This is a genomic window from Mycetohabitans endofungorum (genome assembly GCF_037477895.1).
Lineage (GTDB): Bacteria > Pseudomonadota > Gammaproteobacteria > Burkholderiales > Burkholderiaceae > Mycetohabitans.
The window spans coordinates 1,388,270-1,406,164 of record NZ_CP132744.1 but is presented as its reverse complement, the minus strand read 5'-3'; the positions used below and the strand labels follow the sequence as shown (position 1 = coordinate 1,406,164).

Genomic DNA, 17,895 nt, shown 5'->3' with positions numbered 1-17,895 from the left:
AATACGCTATGCACGCTTGCTGTTAGGAAGACTTGCGCACGCGTAGATACCAGTCGCACAGCAGGCGGACCTGCTTAGGCGTGTAACCCTTGGCGACCATCCGGTTGACGAAGTCCTCATGCTTGCGTTGCTCCTCGGCGGAGCCCTTCGCGTTGAATGAAATAACCGGCAGAAGTTCCTCCGTGTTGGAGAACATTTTCTTCTCGATCACAACACGCAGCTTTTCGTAGCTGATCCACGCCGGATTCTTGCCACCATTAGCTGCACGCGCACGCAGGACAAAGTTGACAATCTCGTTGCGGAAATCTTTTGGATTACTGATTCCCGCCGGCTTTTCGATTTTCTCCAATTCCGCGTTCAACGCCGCGCGATCGAAGCTCTCGCCGGTGTCGTGATCCCGGAACTCTTGATCCTGGATCCAGAAGTCAGCATAAGTCACATAGCGGTCGAAAATGTTTTGGCCGTATTCGGAATACGATTCCAGATAGGCAGTCTGGATCTCTTTGCCGATGAACTCCGCGTAGCGCGACGCCAGAAGCTCCTTGACGAACGATAAGTACTTTTGTTCAACTTCCGGTGGGAACTGCTCGCGCTCGATCTGCTGCTCGAGCACGTACATCAGGTGTACCGGGTTGGCGGCAACCTCAGCCGTGTCGAAATTGAACACCCGCGACAGGATCTTGAACGCGAAGCGTGTCGAGATGCCTGTCATGCCTTCGTCAACGCCAGCGTAGTCGCGATACTCTTGGTACGACTTCGCCTTCGGGTCGGTGTCCTTCAGGTTTTCGCCGTCATAGACCAGCATCTTAGAAAACAGACTGGAGTTTTCCGGCTCCTGCAAGCGAGTTAGCACGGCGAACTGCGCCATCATCTTCAGCGTGCCCGGTGCACAAACAGCGGAACCGAGCGACGAGTTCCGGATCAACTTGTCATAAATCTTGATCTCTTCCGAGTAGCGTAGGCAGTACGGCACCTTGATCACGAAAATCCGATCGAGCAGCGCCTCGTTATTCTTGTTGTTCCGGAATGCTTTCCATTCCGATTCGTTCGAGTGCGCAAGGATAATACCGTCGAACGGAATCGCGCCAAAGCCCTCCGTACCCTTGAAGTTGCCTTCCTGCGTGGCGGTCAGTAACGGGTGCAGCACCTTAATCGGAGCCTTGAACATTTCGACGAACTCGAGCAGGCCCTGGTTGGCCAGGCACAGTCCCCCCGAGTAGCTGTACGCGTCGGCATCGTCCTGCGCATACTGCTCCAGCTTGCGGATATCGACCTTGCCGACCAGCGATGAGATGTCCTGGTTGTTCTCGTCACCCGGCTCGGTCTTCGCAATTCCAATCTGACGCAGCACCGATGGATAGCGCTTGACCACGCGGAACCGGCGGATATCGCCGTTGTACTCGTGTAGGCGCTTGACGGCCCACGGAGACAGGATACTTTTCAGGTAGCGGCGAGGTATTCCATACTGCTCTTCGAGGATCGGGCCATCCTCGTCGTAGTCGAACAAGCCGAGCGGTGATTCGTTGACCGGCGAGCCTTTAATCGAGTAGAACGGCACTCGCTCCATTAATTGCTTCAAACGCTCCGCGATCGACGATTTACCGCCGCCGACCGGCCCAAGTAGATACAGGATCTGTTTCTTTTCCTCGAGCCCCTGTGCAGAATGGCGGAAATAGGCGACGACCTGCTCGATTACCTCTTCCATGCCATAGAACTCACGGAATGCCGGGTAAATCTTGATGACTTTGTTGGCAAAAACACGCGACAACCTCGGATCATTGCGGGTATCGACGTGTTCCGGCTCCCCGATCGCCATCAACATGCGTTCGCCAGCCGTGGCGTACGCGGCAGGATTGTTCTTGCACAGTTCGAGATACTCTTCTAACGAGAACTCTTCCTCTCTCGTCTTTTCGAAGCGGGTCGCGAAACTGTTGTAAATATCCATACCACCTCCTCGCCGATATTCAACGAGAGCTGCCGGTCAAGCGCCGCGGTGCACGCGTCGTATCACGCGCTCGGGCCGGTCGACCGGCATGCCCTTAGACTCATCCTAATCCTATTTCGGGAGAATTTCACCAACCGCACGTAGTGTTTGCTAAGATAATTTAACCGCTGGCGCGCCATACACCGAAGCCCTACAATATTGATCCCGCACCGTTCGCTGTGCAACGTTATCATGACATCGGTATTGGCTTGCTTTCAACCCTGGCCAGTCGCAGCGGTGGGCTGAGCTGACCCGCCGAACAATCGATGCCTTCGGCCCAAAGCGCGTTGACCAACGACCCACTGTTGGGATCATCGCCGACGCGGCCGATCATCGACGCCTGTGCCCCAAGCCGAGTGGCGACGACGGTCTGGTTAGCGCCCTTGCCGCCCGAAATCAACGCGAAGTTGTGTCCACTCAGCGTTTCGCCAGAAACGGAAGACGCGGTGCGCACCGCCAGGTCCACGTTTAAGCTGCCGACCGCGGTAACACGGCCGGTGCACGTATGTGGCCGTTGTACGCTCGTCATAGGGCCGCCGCAGTGGACTCGCGCACCGCCAACTGTGGCGTGACGACGCGCCGTTGTGGACCCCCTTGCACATTGCCGCTGATACGCTCGAACAAGGTCTGCGCCGCCGCCTCGCCAAGCTGCAAAATCGACTGGCCTACGGTGGACAGCGCCGGGTAAACATAGCGGGATAACTCGATATCGTCGAATCCGATAATCGACAACTCCTCCGGCACCTGGATCTTGCGCTTGGCCGCCGCTCGCAATGCGCCCATGCCCATTATGTCGTTGCTGGCAAAGATGGCGCTGGGCTTCACGCGGTCGAGCAGCCGGCTTGCGGCCACATAGCCGCCTGGGATCGTGAAATCGCCCTCGACGATGCCGTCCTTGACAATCTCAATGCCACGCTCGGCCATCGCGCGTAGAAAGCCCTGGACGCGCATCGCGCTGACCGCCATCTGCACCGGCCCGGTGATGCAACCGATGCGTACGTGGCCGAGTTCCAGCAGGTGGCAGGTGGCTAGATACGCGCCGCGCTCATGGTCGATCTGCACCAGATCGGCGCTCGGGCCCTCGATTTCCCGGTCCACCACTACGATCGGTACGCCAGCGGACGCCAGCACGCTGTCCGCGCCGGCCGACGCGACAATCAGCCCATCGATGCGCTTTTCCTGTAACACTCGCAGATAATTGCGTTGCTTGGTCGGATCGTCATCCGAATTGCATAAAAAGACACAATATCCGGTTCTTTCGCAGTGGTCTTCGATGCCGCGCGCCAACTCGGCAAAGTACGGATTCGTGCCGTTTGGAATGACCAGCCCGATCGTCGCCGTGGAACGCGCCTTCAGTGAACGGGCAACCGCCGACGGCACATAATTCAGTTGCCTGATCGCATGCTCGACCTTTGCCCGCACATCGGCACTGACCGGACGGGAATTATTCACCACATGCGAAACGGTGGTAAACGACACGCCTGCAAGTGCCGCCACGTCCTTGATCGTCGTCATTGCCAGTTACTCTTGAGGTTTGAAAGCGCCGATACCTAACATACGGTGCCCTCGTCCGCCAGCGCGTCGTCAAAGCCGCGGGTCGATGTGTCAACGTCGACATGTCGTTGCCGAGGAAACAGTGTTGCGCAAAGCGACGTTATTTCGAGCTGTGATGGTATGGAGGGGAGCCGGCGCGTCGCCCGGGCATATTCATCCTAGCTCGGTTCCGCCACCGCTCATTGACGACCGGAGCGCTGCGACGCGTGGGTAGCGAAGTGGTGATCGATCAGCGACAGCAGCGTATCGACGTCCACCGGCTTGACCTGATGGTGGTTGAAACCGGCCGCGCGGCTGCGAGCGATGTCGTCGAACTCGCTCAGCCCCGTCAACGCGATGATCAGCGCGTCACGTGTCGACGGATGCTCGCGCAGCCGGCGCGCGACGTCGTAACCACTCATGCGCGGCATCGCCAAGTCGAGCAGCACGATATGTGGGGCGAAATGCGTGGCGCATTCCACTGCGGTGGGACCGTCGAGCGTCGCCTCGACCTGGAAACCCTCGATTTGCAGCAGCAATGCCAGCCCCTCGCACGCGTCTTCGGCGTCGTCGACCACGAGCACGCGCAAACCATGTCGGGCAAGGGCCCCACCGGCCGCGGCCGTGGCGGATGACACGGAACTAGAGGGCTGGACAGGCTGCGATGCCATTGTGAAATCGGACGTTAGACAAATGTACAGTAGGAATGCTGCACTACAGAGTGCCATGCAGCACGGCGGTCGTTAAGGAAGCAAACGCTGTTCCAACGTGAAGGCAATTGCCGCAATCTGTGTTGGGGCATTCGCCTGCCATCGCGCTGCGTGTACCAATGACGACTTACGCGCCGCGCCGGGATGCCCCTGTGGTCGTCGGCCGAGGCGCGCGATAGGGCACCTTTACACCGGCTTTGCAGAACTTACCGGTCGAACTTTTGCAATATTGACCGGCACAGACTGGTACAACGCGCCATTGTTGCACATAAAGCATGCCACGCACCGCCGGCTCGCCGCGCAAGGTCCCCACGAAAGGTTGCCTAGATGCCAAGCCGACAGCTGACGCACGCCGCCTCAGGATCGCATCGCGGTTGATGCGGCCGCTCGTGGTGCGGTGCACCGTGTGCAGCGCCGTCAAATTCTCTATGATCGGGATACGGCGGCCTGTTTAAGCCGAATGGCCAGCTGATCGCTGCAGACGCCGTTGTTTCGTGACCACACACCAATGGCGGACGGAGGCGCGTGATGGCATGGAGACCGAACCGCTGGATCAGGCGTTGGCTGATCGCCACGTTCGTATGGGCGGTGCCCGTCGCGCTGATTACAATTCACGAGATCCAGGTCGAGATGGCCTACAACCGCACCGATCTGCAACGCACGCTCGGCAATTGGAAACTCAGCGCGCCCGAGCGTGCCATGGACGCGGCTGGCCGTTGCGCCGGGACCGCGGAGCAGGCCCGGGCGGCCGGATGCCCGGCCGTGGTTGTGTCGGCGCATGCGTCGGCATTGCAGGCAGCGCAGGACGACTATGCGAGACGTCGGCGCACGCTGCTGTCGTACCTGAGCCAGGCCATCTTCGGCTATTGGGTCGTGCCCTCGTCGTTTGTCTTCGCTGTCGGCCTAGTTGTCGTATTCGTGCGCTTGGCGTTGCGACGCCCCTCGCCTAAGCGGCCGAGGCGCACACCGACGGCCTCATCCGAGTTGTCTGGCGCACCGGCGCCTGCCCCGGGCTGTGCCGGACCCGACGCCAACACCAGACCCGATGGAATCGACAGTTGAGACACACCCGCATTGAGGGTCCTGTATCGCGCAATTGGGCGACCGTCCGGGTTATTTGGGGAACCATTACGCAGTTGGCCCGTTCCATGCTTCAGTGTCGTGGCAGTTCCCCGAAAGCAACCTAGGAGAATGAGATGGAAAGAAGAAAGTTCATAGTGACGACCTCCGCCCTACTCGCATCAGGCGGCCTCGCGCTCACCGGTTGCACGACGACCACCCAGACTTCTGCGTCGAGGGCATCCGGCAACGCAGCCAAGCGCCAGAGCATCAATACTTCGGTCAATGAAACGTTGGCACGCCTCTATACCACCGCCAACGGTTCGCGGGAGCTGGTCGCGAAGTCCCGTGGCGTGCTGGTGTTCCCGTCCGTCGTGTCCGCAGCCTTCATTGTCGGGGGCCAGTATGGCGAAGGTGCGCTGCGTGTCGGTGAAGAGACGGCTGGCTATTACAGTACCGCAACGGGCTCGTTCGGCTTGCAGGCCGGTGCGCAATCCAAGGCGCTGGTTTTTTTGTTCATGACGCAGGACTCACTGGACAAGTTCCGCAACAGCGAAGGCTGGGCCGTGGGCGCCGATGCGACCGTCGCGGTGCTGAAAGTCGGCGTGAACGGCAAAATCGATACCACCACGGCCACCGCGCCGGTGCAGGCGTTCGTGCTGACGAATGCGGGCCTGATGGCCGGCGTGTCGTTGGAAGGCACGAAGGTGACGAAACTGAAGCTCTAAGCCGCGCGCGCTCATGAGCCTGACCGTGACAGCGGGCCCGGTGGTGGCGCTGGTCGCCGACATTCTGATCCTGTTGATACCGCGACTATTGAATATCATTATCGCGTTGTATCTGATCATTATCGGCCTGTTTGGCTTGTTCGGTGACAAGCTGCATTGACACGGACGGTAGCTCAACGCATGGCCCCTGGTGGGGCCAGGTTGCCCGCGCGGGGCCGGCGGCTCGTCACGCAAAGCGACGTGGCGGCGTCAGCTTGCCGCGTCCACCGGGATGTGTAGTTTGGGCGGCGCTGCGCGATCGATAACTTTGAAGCGCGCGCGCCGCTGCGCGCGTACGACCATATGGTAGGCTTCTAGATACTGCTGCGCCATGCGGCGCGACGTGAAGCGTCGCTCGAAGCACGCTCTCACGCGTTCACGCGACAACGTGCCAACGCGGTTGACCGCCGCAACCGCACTGATTTCGTCCTCTACGATGAAGCCAGACTGCGCTTCGTCGATCACCTCTGACACCGAACCCCGGTTGAACGCGATGACCGGTGTGCCGCAGGCCATCGCCTCGATCATCACCAGACCGAACGGCTCGGGCCAGTCGATCGGAAACAGTAGTGCGTGTGCGCCAGACAGGAAGTGCGCTTTTTGCTCGTCAGCGATTTCACCAATGAACTCGACGTGCGGCAACGCCAACAATGGCCGTATGTCGCGCTCGAAATACTGCTGGTCGGCGGCGTCGACTTTGGCGGCGATGCGGATCTTCATGCCGCAGAGTCCGGCGATCCGGATCGCGATATCGACACGTTTTTCCGGCGATATCCGGCCAAGGAACGCTAGGTACTGTGGCTGCACGGGCTGTGGCGTGTACAGCATCTCGGGCAGGCCGTGGTAGACGGTCGTCAGCCACTTCGCCTGCGGCAGCGGCTCGCGCTGTGCGTCCGAGATCGATACGACCGCTGCGTTCGAGAAAGTGTCGAAGATCGGCTGTTGTTCCGGCAGGTCCAGCCGCCCATGCAGCGTAGTGATAAAGGGCGTGTCCTGGCGGCCGAACAGCGAAAACGAGTAGTAGTCCAGGTGAAAATGCAGCACGTCGAATTCTCTCGCTTGCTGCCGCACCCGTTCCATCAACAGCATATGCGGAGCGATCCGATCGCGAATAGCGGGATCGAGCCGCAGCGCCCGCGGCCAGACCGGCACAAGCTTGGCCCGAGTGTCCGAGTCTGCGCTGGCGAACAGCGTCACATCGTGGCCGAGATCGACCAGCGCTTCGGTGATATACGAGACGACGCGCTCCGTGCCACCATACAGCTTAGGCGGCACCGACTCGGTAAGTGGCGCGATCTGGGCAATCCTCATGCTTGTCTCCGATTTAGAAATTCCCGCGGTGATGCGGTCATCGGGCCTGCAACCGGGCGTGCCAGTATGACACACTGCACGTGCACGTTTGCACCCTGTTTCACCACGCAGCTGCCGCAGCACGGGCGCCTGCCGTGGAAACATCAGCGCGGTGGCCGGTCAATGCTGCCCCGGCACCGCGCGTGCGTGCCCGCGCAAATCGGCGATGAAGGTGTCGCGCCAGACGCCCAGGTCATTATCGCGCAGATGTTGCATGTTGGTCTGGTAGCGCTCTTGTCGCTCCACCAGTGGCATCGCCAACGCATGCTCAAGGGCCTCGGACATACCGATAATATCGTACGGGTTGGTGATCAGTGCCCCGGGCAGCTCCAGCGCCGCGCCGGCAAAGCGCGATAGGACCAGCACGCCAGGATCGTCCGGATTTTGGGCGGCAACATACTCCTTGGCCACCAGGTTCATTCCGTCACGCAGTGGCGTGACCAGGCCGATTTGTGACTCGCGAAATAGCGACATCAGCTTCCAACGGTCATAGCGCTGGTTTAAATATCGGATCGGCGTGTAGTCCAGGCCGGAAAACCGGCCGTTGATCCGGCCGGCCTCATATTCGAGGCTCTGCCTAATTTCCTGATACGACTGAACGTCCGAGCGCGTGGGCGGGGCCACCTGAACGAGCGTGACATTGCCGCGCCAGTGCGGCGCACGCTCTAGCAATTGCTCGAATGCCCGGAAGCGCTCGACAAGCCCCTTCGAGTAATCGAGCCGGTCCACGCTCATAATCAGCTTGCGCCCTTCCAAGCTTTGCTTTAGTTCCAGCACGTGTTGCCGGCTCTCGTGGCGACGCGCTTGCTCAGCGATGTCATCGGGGAAAACACCGATCGGGTAGGCAGCGCCGTGCAATACGCGCCCGTATGCCTCGATCCGGCCGTTGTCCCACACTTTGCCCTGCGCGTGTCGCTCGACATAATCGGCGAAGGCGCGCAGATCGACCGCGGTTTGGAAACCCACCACGTCATAGCTGCACAGCACGCGCACCAGTTCGTCGTGCGGCGGGATGTTCAGCAGAATCTGCGGCGATGGAAACGGGATATGCAGAAAAAAGCCGATCCGGTTCTGCACCCCAAGCTGGCGCAGCGCATCGCCGAATGGGATCAAGTGATAATCGTGGACCCAGATCACATCGTCAGGCCGCAGCAAAGGCAGTAGCTTCTGCGCAAGCCACCGGTTCACGCGCAGGTACCCTGCATAATCTGCGCGGTCGTAGACGGCCAGGTCATTGCGATAGTGGAAAACAGGCCACAGCGTCGCATTCGAAAAACCGCGATAGTATTGATCGTAGTCTTTGCGCGTCAGCCCGACGGTTGCGAACGTGACCTTGCCGTCCTCTACGAGCGTCGGCGTAGCGTTTGCGACCGTTTCGCCGACTACGTCGCCACTCCAGCCGAACCAGACCCCTCCCGTATCCTTCAGCGCGCCGAACACGCCGACGGCGAGTCCACCGGCGGATCCCTTGCTCTCAGTGGGGGTTGCGACGCGATTCGACACTACGACCAGTCGGCTCATTCGCTTATTCTCCGTCAGTTGCTGAATGGGACATGTCGGTTATGACCGATAGCGCGCCGCTGCGGTTCACTCAATGCGCGTCAATCGTCCCGGCGCATCGCCACCGGGTCGGCCTCCGTATGGGCAGCGGTCTTGGACGCTTCCGGTGGCGTGGCCTCGTGCATCGGCTGCGGTTCGGCCTGCAGTGCACGTTCACGTTCAGTGGACAGATCCGCCCGCATCTTCGGCAGGCACTCTGGATAATAGCGCTGGATGAAGGCAATCAATCCTTCTCGTACGCGGCAACGCAAATCCCAATTCAGGCCCGAATCGCTCGAGCTGACCAGTACCCGCAATTGCATCGCGCGATCGGTCGCGTCGGTAACTTGCAATACTTGGACACGCCCATCCCATTCCGGGGCATTGCTGACGATACGTGACAGTTCCTCGCGCAACGGCGGCAACGGCATCTTGTAGTCGACAAACAGGAATACCGTGCCGATGATCTGCGAACTGCTGCGGGTCCAGTTCGTGAACGGATTTTCTATCAACCATTGCAGTGGCACGATCAGCCGCCGCTGATCCCAAATTCGAACGGCGACATAGGTACCCGTGATTTCCTCAATCCGTCCCCACTCGCCTTGGATCACCACCACGTCGTCAAGTCGGATCGGCTGGGACAGCGCAATCTGCAACCCAGCGATCATATTGCCCAGCACTGGGCGCGCCGCGATACCGGCGACCAGACCGGCGACGCCCGCCGACGCGAGCAGGCTCGTGCCGACCTGCCGCACGTTGGGAAACATCATCAACATCGACGCGATGCCGAGCATCACGATCAGCGTCATCACCGACCGAGCAAGCACGCGCGTCTGCGTGTGGATGCGTCGCGCATGCAGGTTGTCGGCCGTGTCCAACGGGTTCGCGGCGACGATTGCATTGCCTACGCCGGCAACCGAACGTACGGCCAACAGCGTCAGCATGCCGATCAACGTCAGGCCACCAACATCGCGCGCGACGCGGATCAACGCCAACTCGTCCGGCGCCTCGTGCAGCACCAGTTCGATAGCCAGCATCGCCAGCGCGTAAAGCGATGGCCACTCGATCGCCCCCGTCACGACAGCCAAGATCGGATAGGGCCGCGTCACGCGACGCATGATCCGGGCGCCGACCCAGTGCCCGGCGCGCACGCACACCACCGCGATCACGGCAACGACGATCAGGCCGGTCCACGAATGCAGCGGCGAAGCAGCAATGTTGCTGATCGGTTCAAGCCAGCTCACCAGCGCTCCATCACTTGCCTGTTGAGCATGGATAGCTCTTGCCCAACCCCAGTGCGACGACCGTACTGGCGTTGTAGTCCTTTGCGTTTGGCGTATTTGCCAAATACTTGCGCACCGCGTCAGTCAACTCCGCCGCTTTCACGTTATCGGGCAAGCAAAAGTACTGCCCTACACGCGGCCCTGTCGTACCGCCGATGGCTTCGATCGTATTGAACACACCATCCGCTGCACCTTCGATGTAGGCTTCGCACGACACGCGCGATTTCACATCAGTGCGCTGGCACAGACGGTCCAGGTCTGCGCCGGTGAACGCGTAAGCGTTCATCGGCACACTGATCGCAAACATTGCGATGGCGCGGAGCAATGTCCGTAGCATGGTGTTCCTTATGTTGTAGTCAAGATCCGGCACGGCGTACCGCCGTGCCGGGCCGGGTTATTTTGTACTGCCTGCGTTACCTGCACTGCCACCGGCCGTGGCAGGCGGGCGTGAATCCTTTTGTCTTTGTTGCACCTGTATTTTCTCCAGTCGCGCGGCTAGGCTGTCCGCGATGTCTTTCTGGTTGTATTGTTTCGCAAAATCGATCGCGGTCAATTCCAACTGGTTCTTCAACGTCAGGTCGGCGCCCTCGTCAAGCAGCAGCTTCACGGTCGTGATATGGCCGCCGCGCGCGGCCATCATCAGCGGCGTGGTGCCGTTCGGCGATGCGGCATCAATGTATGCGGAATGATCGATCAGCAGCTTGACGACCTCATCCTGGCCGGTCGTCGCTGCGTAATGCAGCGGTGTCCAGCCCGACTTGTTGACTTCGGCCCCCTTCTCGATCAGCTGCTTGACCAGCTCAGTCTCGCCGTTGAGCGCGGCCAACATCATCGCGTTCTCGCCAGCACGATCCAGCTTCCCCAGGTCAGTCTTCGGTTGGTCCGCCAACAGCGCGGCGACCTTTTCGGACTTTTCTCGCGCGGCGAGTACCAGCATCGGCATGCCGCCAGCATCGACCAGGTTCGGATCGATACCGGCGGCGAGCAGCTTGCGCACCGCGTCGACATCGTCGAACTTCACTGCCTTGATCATCGCGTCGGCCGGGCTCGCTTGCGCTGTTGACGGGATCGCGGCCCCTATCCCCATCGTCAATGCGCACGTGAGCCATGCCCCGGCCAGCCAGCGCGCTGAGCAACGGTGCAATACCCGGGCGGCGGTAAACGATGAGCGAATGACATCGGAAAACCCAGCGAAATTATTCATACATGACATGAGTTATTTGTCTAATTTATCAATTATAGAAAATTAGATCTCAACATTTTGCGCTGCGGAACAGCCGAAAAAAGTTGGCCGACGTCGCCGCGCCAAGTTGCTCCACGTCGATGCCACGCAGCTGCGCGACGAAACGTCCGACATGGCTGACATACGCAGGTTCATTGGGCTTGCCCCGGTACGGCACAGGCGCCAGGTAAGGCGAGTCTGTTTCGATCAACAAGCGTTCGAGCGGCACTTTGCGAGCGACCTCCTGGATTTGCGTCGCGTTCTTGAATGTCACAATGCCCGACAGCGAAATAAAAAAATTTTGCTCGAGCGCCGCCTGCGCAACATCCCACGTTTCGGTGAAACAATGCATCACGCCGCCGACTGCGGCTGCGCCCTCTTCCTGCATGATCCGCAGCGTATCCTGTGCGGCGGCACGCGTGTGGACGATCAATGGCTTGTCGGCAGCGCGCGCAGCTTGGATATGTGTGCGGAACCGTTGCCGCTGCCATGCCATGTCGTCCAGTGTGCGGCCTTCGAGCCGATAGTAATCCAATCCGGTTTCACCAATCGCAACAACCTTCGAGTCCTGCGCGAGCGAGACCAATTCGGCAACGTCCGGCTCGCGCGCGTGCTCGTGATCCGGATGCACGCCCACTGACGCGAAGATATGTGAATGCGCATGGGCAATCGCCAGCACGGACGGGAACGTCTCGAGATCGACGCTGACGCACAGCGCATGAGTCACCGCACTGACGCGCATCTGCTCGAGCACGTCCGGCAGGCGCTCGGCCATTCCGTCGAAGTTGATGTGGCAGTGTGAATCGATAAACATCGGTACCCCGCGGCGCCGCCGCGCTATTGAAACTGACTTTACGCGCCAGCGGTGAGCCGGCGCCCGACAATGACCACGTCGCGCTCGATGCCATCCAGTGTCGCGATCCGCGGCAACCGGCCCCAATCATCGAAGCCGTAACGGCGGAACAAACGCAGGCTGGGCTCGTTGTGGCCAAAGAGGAAACCGAGCACCGTGTGCACGCCCAACGAGGGCACATGCTCGAGCGCCGCAGACAGCAATGTGATCCAAGCCCTTGCCCGCGTACCGACGCGTGCAGGTAGAGGCTCACTTCGGCCGTGTGGCGGTAGGCTGGACGGCCATAGAAGTCAGAAAAGCTCACCCATACGACTACCCTGCCGTCGCGCTCCACGACCCACAGCGAGCGCCTATCTGGAGCATATGCATCGAACCAGTCGTGCCGGCTATCGACACTGACAGGCTTCAGGTCCGCAGTCACTTGCCTGGGGGAAACCGTCGAATTATAAATCGCGATGACCGTCGGCAGATCGGCGCGTGTAGCGACGCGATAGGGCATGTGCGTCATGGGTTGCTCCCGAACATGCTCCGATAATGGATAAACAGCTCTTCGAAAACCAGTCGGCCATTCAGCGGATGCTGCTCGACGGCCCGTTGTTGCGTGATCCGCTTCAGGCACTGGGCGACCTGCAAAGACGTGGCACTTTGTGCAACATACTCGAGCGCGTTGCGGTGCGCTGGGAAGTAGCGTGGCTCGCCGCTCATCTGCATGGCTAGCACGTCATAGAGCCATCGTTGCAGCCAGCCGAGTACCGACGGCCCCGGCGCCTTTTGCAGGGCTTCGCCGCAGGCGAATGGGTCGCACGCCGGGCCGGCCGCAAGTTGCTCAAGCGTGAAGCGCTTGAGCGGCGCGTGCTCGTCGCGGGCAACGGCCAGCGCGGCCAATGGCGCGCCGCCGGCTTCTGCGAGTACCCCCGCCGGATCGTCAATGGACTGGCTACGGAGCCAATCCGAGGCACTCGCCGCGTCGGGCATCGCCAGCGGCCATTGTCTGCAGCGGCTCACGATGGTCGGCAGCAAACGCTCCACGTTCGCGCTCACGAGCAGGAACACCACGCCGGACGGCGGCTCCTCCAGCGTCTTGAGCAGTGCGTTGGCTGCCGCCACGTTCAGCGCCTCGGCCGGGAACAGTACCACCACGCGCCGACCGCCGCGGTGCGAGCCAATGCTGCAGAAATCGAGTAGCGCCCTGACCTGCTCGATTCTGATCTCCTTGCTCGGCGCCTTGGATTTCTTGCCGCCTGCGCCAGCACTTGCGCCATCGTCGTCGCCCGTGCGCTCACCGTTGGCATTCTTGCCGATATCGCTGCTCGCTTGCAGCGGCGTGGCCTCGGCGGCGACGGCCTCGGGGCAGACGAGCCTGAAATCCGGATGATTGCGTTGCAGGAACCAGGTGCATGCGGCGCACTGCCCGCACGCGCGTGCGTCATCACGAGGCTGCTCGCACAACAAGCTCTGCGCAAGCTCGCAAGCGAAATCCACCTTGCCGATGCCGGCCTGCCCGTACAGCAACAACGCGTGAGGCCAATGTTCACGCAGTGCCTGGATACGCGTCCAGTCGTCGTATTGCCATGGATACGGCATTTTCTATCGATCAAAGAGTGAGGAGAATAGCTTCGAGCTGTTCGCGCACTTCGGCGATCGAACATGTCGCATCGACGATCGCAAACCGCGCTGGTGCCTGCGCGGCGCGGCGCAGGTATTCGGCACGGGTGTGCGCGAAGAATTCGTTCGACTCGCTCTCGAACTTATCGGGTGCGCGAGCCCCGCCACGCCTTGCACTGGCGGTATCGGTCGGCACGTCGAACAGCACGGTGCGATCCGGTTGCAGCCCGGCCTGCACCCAGTGCTCGAGCACCTGCAGCTTGTCGATCGACAAGCCGCGCCCGCCGCCCTGGTAGGCAAATGTCGCATCCGTGAAGCGATCGGACAGCACCCAGTCGCCACGGGCGAGCGTCGGCTCGATCACCGCGGCGATATGCTCGCGACGCGCCGCAAACATCAGTAATGTCTCCGTTTCCAAATGCATCGGTTGGCGCAACAGGATTTCCCGCAGCGTCTCGCCCAGCGGCGTGCCACCCGGCTCGCGTGTGACGATGACACTGGCACCCTGCCGCGCGGCGCGCTCGGACAGCCGGTCGCAAAACCACGTCAGATGAGTCGTCTTGCCAGCGCCATCGATCCCTTCAAACGTAATGAATTTGCCGCGCGGCCGGGGCCCGTCGTGGCGGCTGGTCGTGATATCCATCATGTCACTGGCCCCTGATGTACTTGTCGACGGCCTTGTTGTGATCGCCGAGATTGTCGGAAAAATGACTGCTGCCGTCGCCGCGCGCGACAAAATACAACGCGCTGCTGGCAGCCGGGTGCAGCGCGGCTTCCAGCGACGCGTTGCCGGGTAGCGCGATCGGCGTGGGCGGAAGCCCGCCGCGCATATAGGTATTGTACGGGGTGTCAGTCTGCAAGTCCTGCTTGCGCAACCGGCCAGCGTACGATGTGCCAAGCCCGTAGATTACAGTCGGATCGGTTTGCAATGGCATCGACAGACGCAATCGGTTGACAAGTACCGCAGCCACCAGCGGCCGGTCTTGCGCGCGGCCGGTCTCCTTCTCGACAATCGAGGCCATTTTCAGCGCATCGTAGGGCGTCGCATAGGGCAGCCCCAGCGCGCGGCCCTCCCATGCCTGCTGCACCCGCAGATGCATCAACTGGTATGCACGGCGGTAAATGTCTAGGTCGCTGGTGTTCTTGTCGAACAGGTACGTATCTGGGAAGAACAGGCCCTCGGGTTCCTGCGCAGGCGCGCCTCGCAGCGCCGGCATGCGGCGTGCGGGCGGCGATGCCGGCGACGTGCCCGCCGCGCGTGGGTCGGTGGGTGCAATGTCGGCCAGAATCGCGCGCATCAATTGCGCGTCGCTGAGCGCGGCGGAATCATGGCGCAACGCCGGGTGCGCGTTGATCTCGTCGCGCATGCGGCGAAACGTCCAACCCTCGATGATCGTAACGACGTATTGGTTGACGTCGCCGCGCGCCACCTTCTGCAACACGCCGTATGGCGTGACCCCGGTCGAGAACGCGTAATTGCCGGATTTCAATTGCGAGGACAGGCCCAGCACGCGGGCCATTAGCACGAACAAGCGCGGCTCGACCGGCACGCCGCCGCGGCGCAATTGGACGGCGACGCTGCGCAGGCTGCTGCGCGGCTTGATCGTGACATCAAGTGGCGAAGGCGTGATCTGAAGGGGCGTGCGAGCCCAATACCAAACGGCGCCACACGCCGCGACGACGGCGACTGTCGCGACCGCCGCCGTGGCGAACAGCACTTTCTTGAACAGGGACATGCGAAACAGGGTTGAGCAAGACTCAATATAATACAGTTGCTAAATTTGGCGGTCTCCCGCCACAGTAGGCGAATCCAGCCGTTATACCTGTACCTTTGGCGCGTTTACGATGAGCGTGTAAGTCATTGATTTGTATACAGCAGATTTTTGCCTATGGCACAGGGTTTCAGCATAATCCGAGGCAGTAGCGAGTGTAGCTCAATGGTAGAGCAGGAAGCCTCCAAGCTTACGGCCGGAAAGTGCGCTGGAAGCGTCAAGGTAGCGGGAAGAGCGGCGGTGTCCGCGTCATCTACTACAACCGGCTTGCGAACGGCGAAATCTGGTTGCTCACGATCTACGCCAAGAGTGCACGGGAGAACATTCCCGGCCACACGCTCAAGGCAATCAAGGATGCCTAAGACCGAAAAAGAACTCATCGCGCGTGACGCGACGCGCGACATCGGGGCGGAGCTGCTGCTAGCAGTGAAGCATCGGATGTCGAATTGCCTTGATACGGAGTGAAAGATGGACAAAATCAAGACCCGGCCATGGGATTCGGCCGAGCACCTGAAGACCGAAGAAGATATCGCCGAATATTTTGAGGCATGCCTTCTAGAAGGCGGCGATGATCCGACATGCACTGCACAAGCACTTGGCGTGATTGCCCGCGCGCGCGGTATGACACAAGTTGCCCGCGATGCAGGCCTGACACGGGAGGGCCTATAAGGCGTTGTCAAGTGAGGGTGATCCGAGCTTCGGGACGATTTTAAAGGTCATCAAAGCGCTCGGGCTGCAATTGCACGCAACGGCGCATGCTTGATGCCGAAAAAGCTTTCGATTACTACCCAGCGGACTGAACCGACATCGTACTTGGATTGCATCCCGCCGTCTTTGGCCGCACCGCACACATGTAGGGCTGGAGCGCTCGAAGCTTGTCTATCTGTCGCTGGTCGGCGGCGGCAGGGAAAACGTGTTGCACCGGAGTCGGATTGCGGCCCGCAAACCCTTGCTCCCGCTTAGGTGCTTTTTGCGTTGCGAAACGGAAGCGGAGCTTCAGTGAGCAAGCGGGTGCTCGGCCAAGTACTGGCGCAGGGCCGCATTTACGCGAGTTTGCCAGCCTTTCCCGGTAGCCTTGAACGCCTCCACTAGGTCAGCGTCCAGGCGTATGGCTGTAAATACCTTGGTCTCTTCCGCCTTCGGGCGACCGCGAGGGCGCTTGGCGACCAGTGCGGCATATACTTTAGACGGTAAGACCTCACTTGCGGGTTTCGCCTGGGCAAAATCCTCATCGGTCCACTCACGGGTCTCCGGGTCAGCCGCGATGCCCGTGTTGATGGCAGCGTCTTCTTCCGGGGTGGGGCTAATGTGCCCGACTTTAAGTTTCGGCATATCGCTTTTCCTCACGCTTGTTGGCCTTGCGCAGACTGATAACACGGATGACATCACCGCGAAAGCAGTAGATCAGCACATGCAAGCGGTCACCGATGTAGCCCGTTGCTTCGAATCGTTGCTCGGCGTACTCCTTGCGTGTGTCCCCACGAACTACGGCCGTTTCCCACTCAAAGAACTCGGCATCAGCGAGCGACAACCCATGCTTATCAAGATTGCTGTCATCTTTGGTTGGGTCGAATTCGTAGTTCATGGAAGTTATTGTATAAACAGAAAACAAGGGAGTCAAGTGTTTTCTGTTTATACAATAAAGTGTCGCCTACAAGCGAGGTTCACTGACAGCTCGCTGTCTCGGGTCTCACCGCACACACGTAGCCTTGGAGTGCGTGAAGCTCCTCTATCTCTCGCTGGTCGTCGGCCGCGACGGCGAAAACACACTGCACCGGCATTGGATCATGGCCCGTAAACCCTTGCCCTACTTAGGGTGACTTTAGCGTTGCGGAACAAAATTCGGGGCATCAACCGGGCTTTCCAATCAGTGCTTCAGCAGGAATGTGTAGCCCGTGATGCAAGCGCCTAATCATGTTCAGACTAAGGTTGCGAGTACGGTTTAGCACTTCATACACTCGACTTGTACTACCCAAGTAAGGTTGCATGTCGGCCACTGACAAATTGCCTTGTTCCATGCGAAATTTGATCGCCTCAATCGGATCCGGCAATTCCAGCGGAAAGTGCTTGGCCTCGTAGTTCTCGACCAAGGTCGATAAAATTTCCAACTGGTCGCCTTCCGGGGTGTTGGGCGCCGGATCAGCATCCACCAGCGCGGCAATAGCTTTCAGCGCTTCGCTATAATCCTGCTCAGTGTGAATCGGACGAATTTCCATTT

General features: G+C 60.2%; 19 protein-coding genes and 3 pseudogenes. 4 read left to right on the top strand and 18 right to left on the bottom strand.

Going from position 1 to position 17,895, the window contains the following annotated elements:
• Positions 1–22 precede the first annotated feature (22 nt).
• The 4 genes from RA167_RS06015 to RA167_RS06000 form a co-directional block, all read right to left on the bottom strand.
• Positions 23–1,945: a PrkA family serine protein kinase gene (locus RA167_RS06015; RefSeq protein WP_076784865.1), complete on the bottom strand. Its 1,923-nt coding sequence runs from the start codon at positions 1,943–1,945 to the stop codon at positions 23–25.
• A 229-nt stretch (positions 1,946–2,174) separates the two neighbouring features.
• Entirely contained in the window at positions 2,175–2,513 is a 339-nt protein-coding gene (locus RA167_RS06010; protein ID WP_076784864.1) for a PfkB family carbohydrate kinase, read from the bottom strand.
• On the bottom strand, positions 2,510–3,499 hold the full coding sequence (locus RA167_RS06005; RefSeq protein ID WP_076784863.1) for a LacI family DNA-binding transcriptional regulator: 990 nt from the start codon (positions 3,497–3,499) through the stop codon (positions 2,510–2,512). Before RA167_RS06005 ends, RA167_RS06010 begins: the two co-directional genes overlap by 4 nt.
• A 218-nt stretch (positions 3,500–3,717) precedes the next feature.
• A complete protein-coding gene (locus tag RA167_RS06000) occupies positions 3,718–4,188 on the bottom strand; it encodes a response regulator (RefSeq protein ID WP_170872392.1) in 471 nt (156 codons plus the stop codon).
• Between the two features lie 567 nt (positions 4,189–4,755).
• On the opposite strand from RA167_RS06000, the gene RA167_RS05995 reads away from it, so the two are divergent.
• From RA167_RS05995 to RA167_RS05985, 3 genes are all read left to right on the top strand, one after another.
• Positions 4,756–5,289, top strand: coding sequence for a hypothetical protein (locus RA167_RS05995; protein ID WP_076784861.1), 534 nt, complete (start codon positions 4,756–4,758; stop codon positions 5,287–5,289).
• Positions 5,290–5,423: 134 nt separating this feature from the next.
• On the top strand, positions 5,424–6,014 hold the full coding sequence (locus RA167_RS05990; protein WP_076784860.1) for a BPSL1445 family SYLF domain-containing lipoprotein: 591 nt from the start codon (positions 5,424–5,426) through the stop codon (positions 6,012–6,014).
• Positions 6,015–6,027: 13 nt separating this feature from the next.
• Positions 6,028–6,174, top strand: coding sequence for a DUF3096 domain-containing protein (locus RA167_RS05985; protein ID WP_076784859.1), 147 nt, complete (start codon positions 6,028–6,030; stop codon positions 6,172–6,174).
• A gap of 89 nt (positions 6,175–6,263) precedes the next feature.
• On the opposite strand, the gene RA167_RS05980 is transcribed toward RA167_RS05985, so the two are convergent.
• The 10 genes and pseudogenes from RA167_RS05980 to mltG form a co-directional block, all read right to left on the bottom strand.
• On the bottom strand, positions 6,264–7,364 hold the full coding sequence (locus RA167_RS05980) for a glycosyltransferase family 4 protein (protein WP_076784858.1): 1,101 nt from the start codon (positions 7,362–7,364) through the stop codon (positions 6,264–6,266).
• Positions 7,365–7,523: 159 nt separating this feature from the next.
• Positions 7,524–8,924 (bottom strand): alpha,alpha-trehalose-phosphate synthase (UDP-forming), encoded by a 1,401-nt coding sequence (otsA, locus tag RA167_RS05975; RefSeq protein ID WP_076784857.1) that lies wholly within the window; start codon positions 8,922–8,924, stop codon positions 7,524–7,526.
• An 80-nt stretch (positions 8,925–9,004) separates the two neighbouring features.
• A complete protein-coding gene (locus RA167_RS05970) occupies positions 9,005–10,186 on the bottom strand; it encodes a mechanosensitive ion channel family protein (RefSeq protein WP_139336936.1) in 1,182 nt (393 codons plus the stop codon).
• 10 nt (positions 10,187–10,196) lie between these two features.
• Positions 10,197–10,550 (bottom strand): Rap1a/Tai family immunity protein, encoded by a 354-nt coding sequence (locus tag RA167_RS05965; protein ID WP_370642954.1) that lies wholly within the window; start codon positions 10,548–10,550, stop codon positions 10,197–10,199.
• A 69-nt stretch (positions 10,551–10,619) separates the two neighbouring features.
• Positions 10,620–11,429 carry an ankyrin repeat domain-containing protein gene (locus RA167_RS05960; protein WP_370642952.1) on the bottom strand — a complete coding sequence of 270 codons (810 nt, stop codon included), beginning with the start codon at positions 11,427–11,429 and terminating at the stop codon, positions 10,620–10,622.
• Positions 11,430–11,478: 49 nt separating this feature from the next.
• Positions 11,479–12,261: a TatD family hydrolase gene (locus RA167_RS05955; RefSeq protein WP_076784853.1), complete on the bottom strand. Its 783-nt coding sequence runs from the start codon at positions 12,259–12,261 to the stop codon at positions 11,479–11,481.
• Between the two features lie 38 nt (positions 12,262–12,299).
• A pseudogene (locus tag RA167_RS05950) lies at positions 12,300–12,808 on the bottom strand (GNAT family N-acetyltransferase).
• Positions 12,805–13,884: a DNA polymerase III subunit delta' gene (locus RA167_RS05945; protein WP_076784852.1), complete on the bottom strand. Its 1,080-nt coding sequence runs from the start codon at positions 13,882–13,884 to the stop codon at positions 12,805–12,807. The pseudogene RA167_RS05950 and the gene RA167_RS05945 overlap by 4 nt, the downstream one beginning before the upstream one ends.
• Positions 13,885–13,894: 10 nt before the next feature.
• Entirely contained in the window at positions 13,895–14,551 is a 657-nt protein-coding gene (gene tmk / locus RA167_RS05940; RefSeq protein ID WP_083703665.1) for a dTMP kinase, read from the bottom strand.
• 1 nt (position 14,552) lies between these two features.
• A complete protein-coding gene (gene mltG, locus RA167_RS05935; protein ID WP_076784851.1) occupies positions 14,553–15,641 on the bottom strand; it encodes an endolytic transglycosylase MltG in 1,089 nt (362 codons plus the stop codon).
• Between the two features lie 504 nt (positions 15,642–16,145).
• On the opposite strand from mltG, the pseudogene RA167_RS05930 reads away from it, so the two are divergent.
• Positions 16,146–16,440 (top strand): annotated as a pseudogene (locus RA167_RS05930) (addiction module antidote protein).
• A gap of 233 nt (positions 16,441–16,673) precedes the next feature.
• Here the strand turns inward: RA167_RS05930 and RA167_RS05925 are convergent.
• The 4 genes and pseudogenes from RA167_RS05925 to RA167_RS05910 all read right to left on the bottom strand — a co-directional run bounded on the left by RA167_RS05925 (position 16,674) and on the right by RA167_RS05910 (position 17,893).
• Positions 16,674–17,009, bottom strand: a complete 336-nt coding sequence (locus RA167_RS05925; RefSeq protein ID WP_076784849.1) for a BrnA antitoxin family protein — start codon at positions 17,007–17,009, stop codon at positions 16,674–16,676.
• A complete protein-coding gene (locus tag RA167_RS05920) occupies positions 16,996–17,262 on the bottom strand; it encodes a BrnT family toxin (protein WP_076784848.1) in 267 nt (88 codons plus the stop codon). The genes RA167_RS05925 and RA167_RS05920 overlap by 14 nt, the downstream gene beginning before the upstream one ends.
• A gap of 79 nt (positions 17,263–17,341) precedes the next feature.
• Positions 17,342–17,443 (bottom strand): annotated as a pseudogene (locus RA167_RS05915) (lysozyme); the annotation flags it as partial.
• 84 nt (positions 17,444–17,527) lie between these two features.
• Positions 17,528–17,893, bottom strand: a complete 366-nt coding sequence (locus RA167_RS05910; protein ID WP_076784847.1) for a helix-turn-helix domain-containing protein — start codon at positions 17,891–17,893, stop codon at positions 17,528–17,530.
• Positions 17,894–17,895 lie beyond the last annotated feature (2 nt).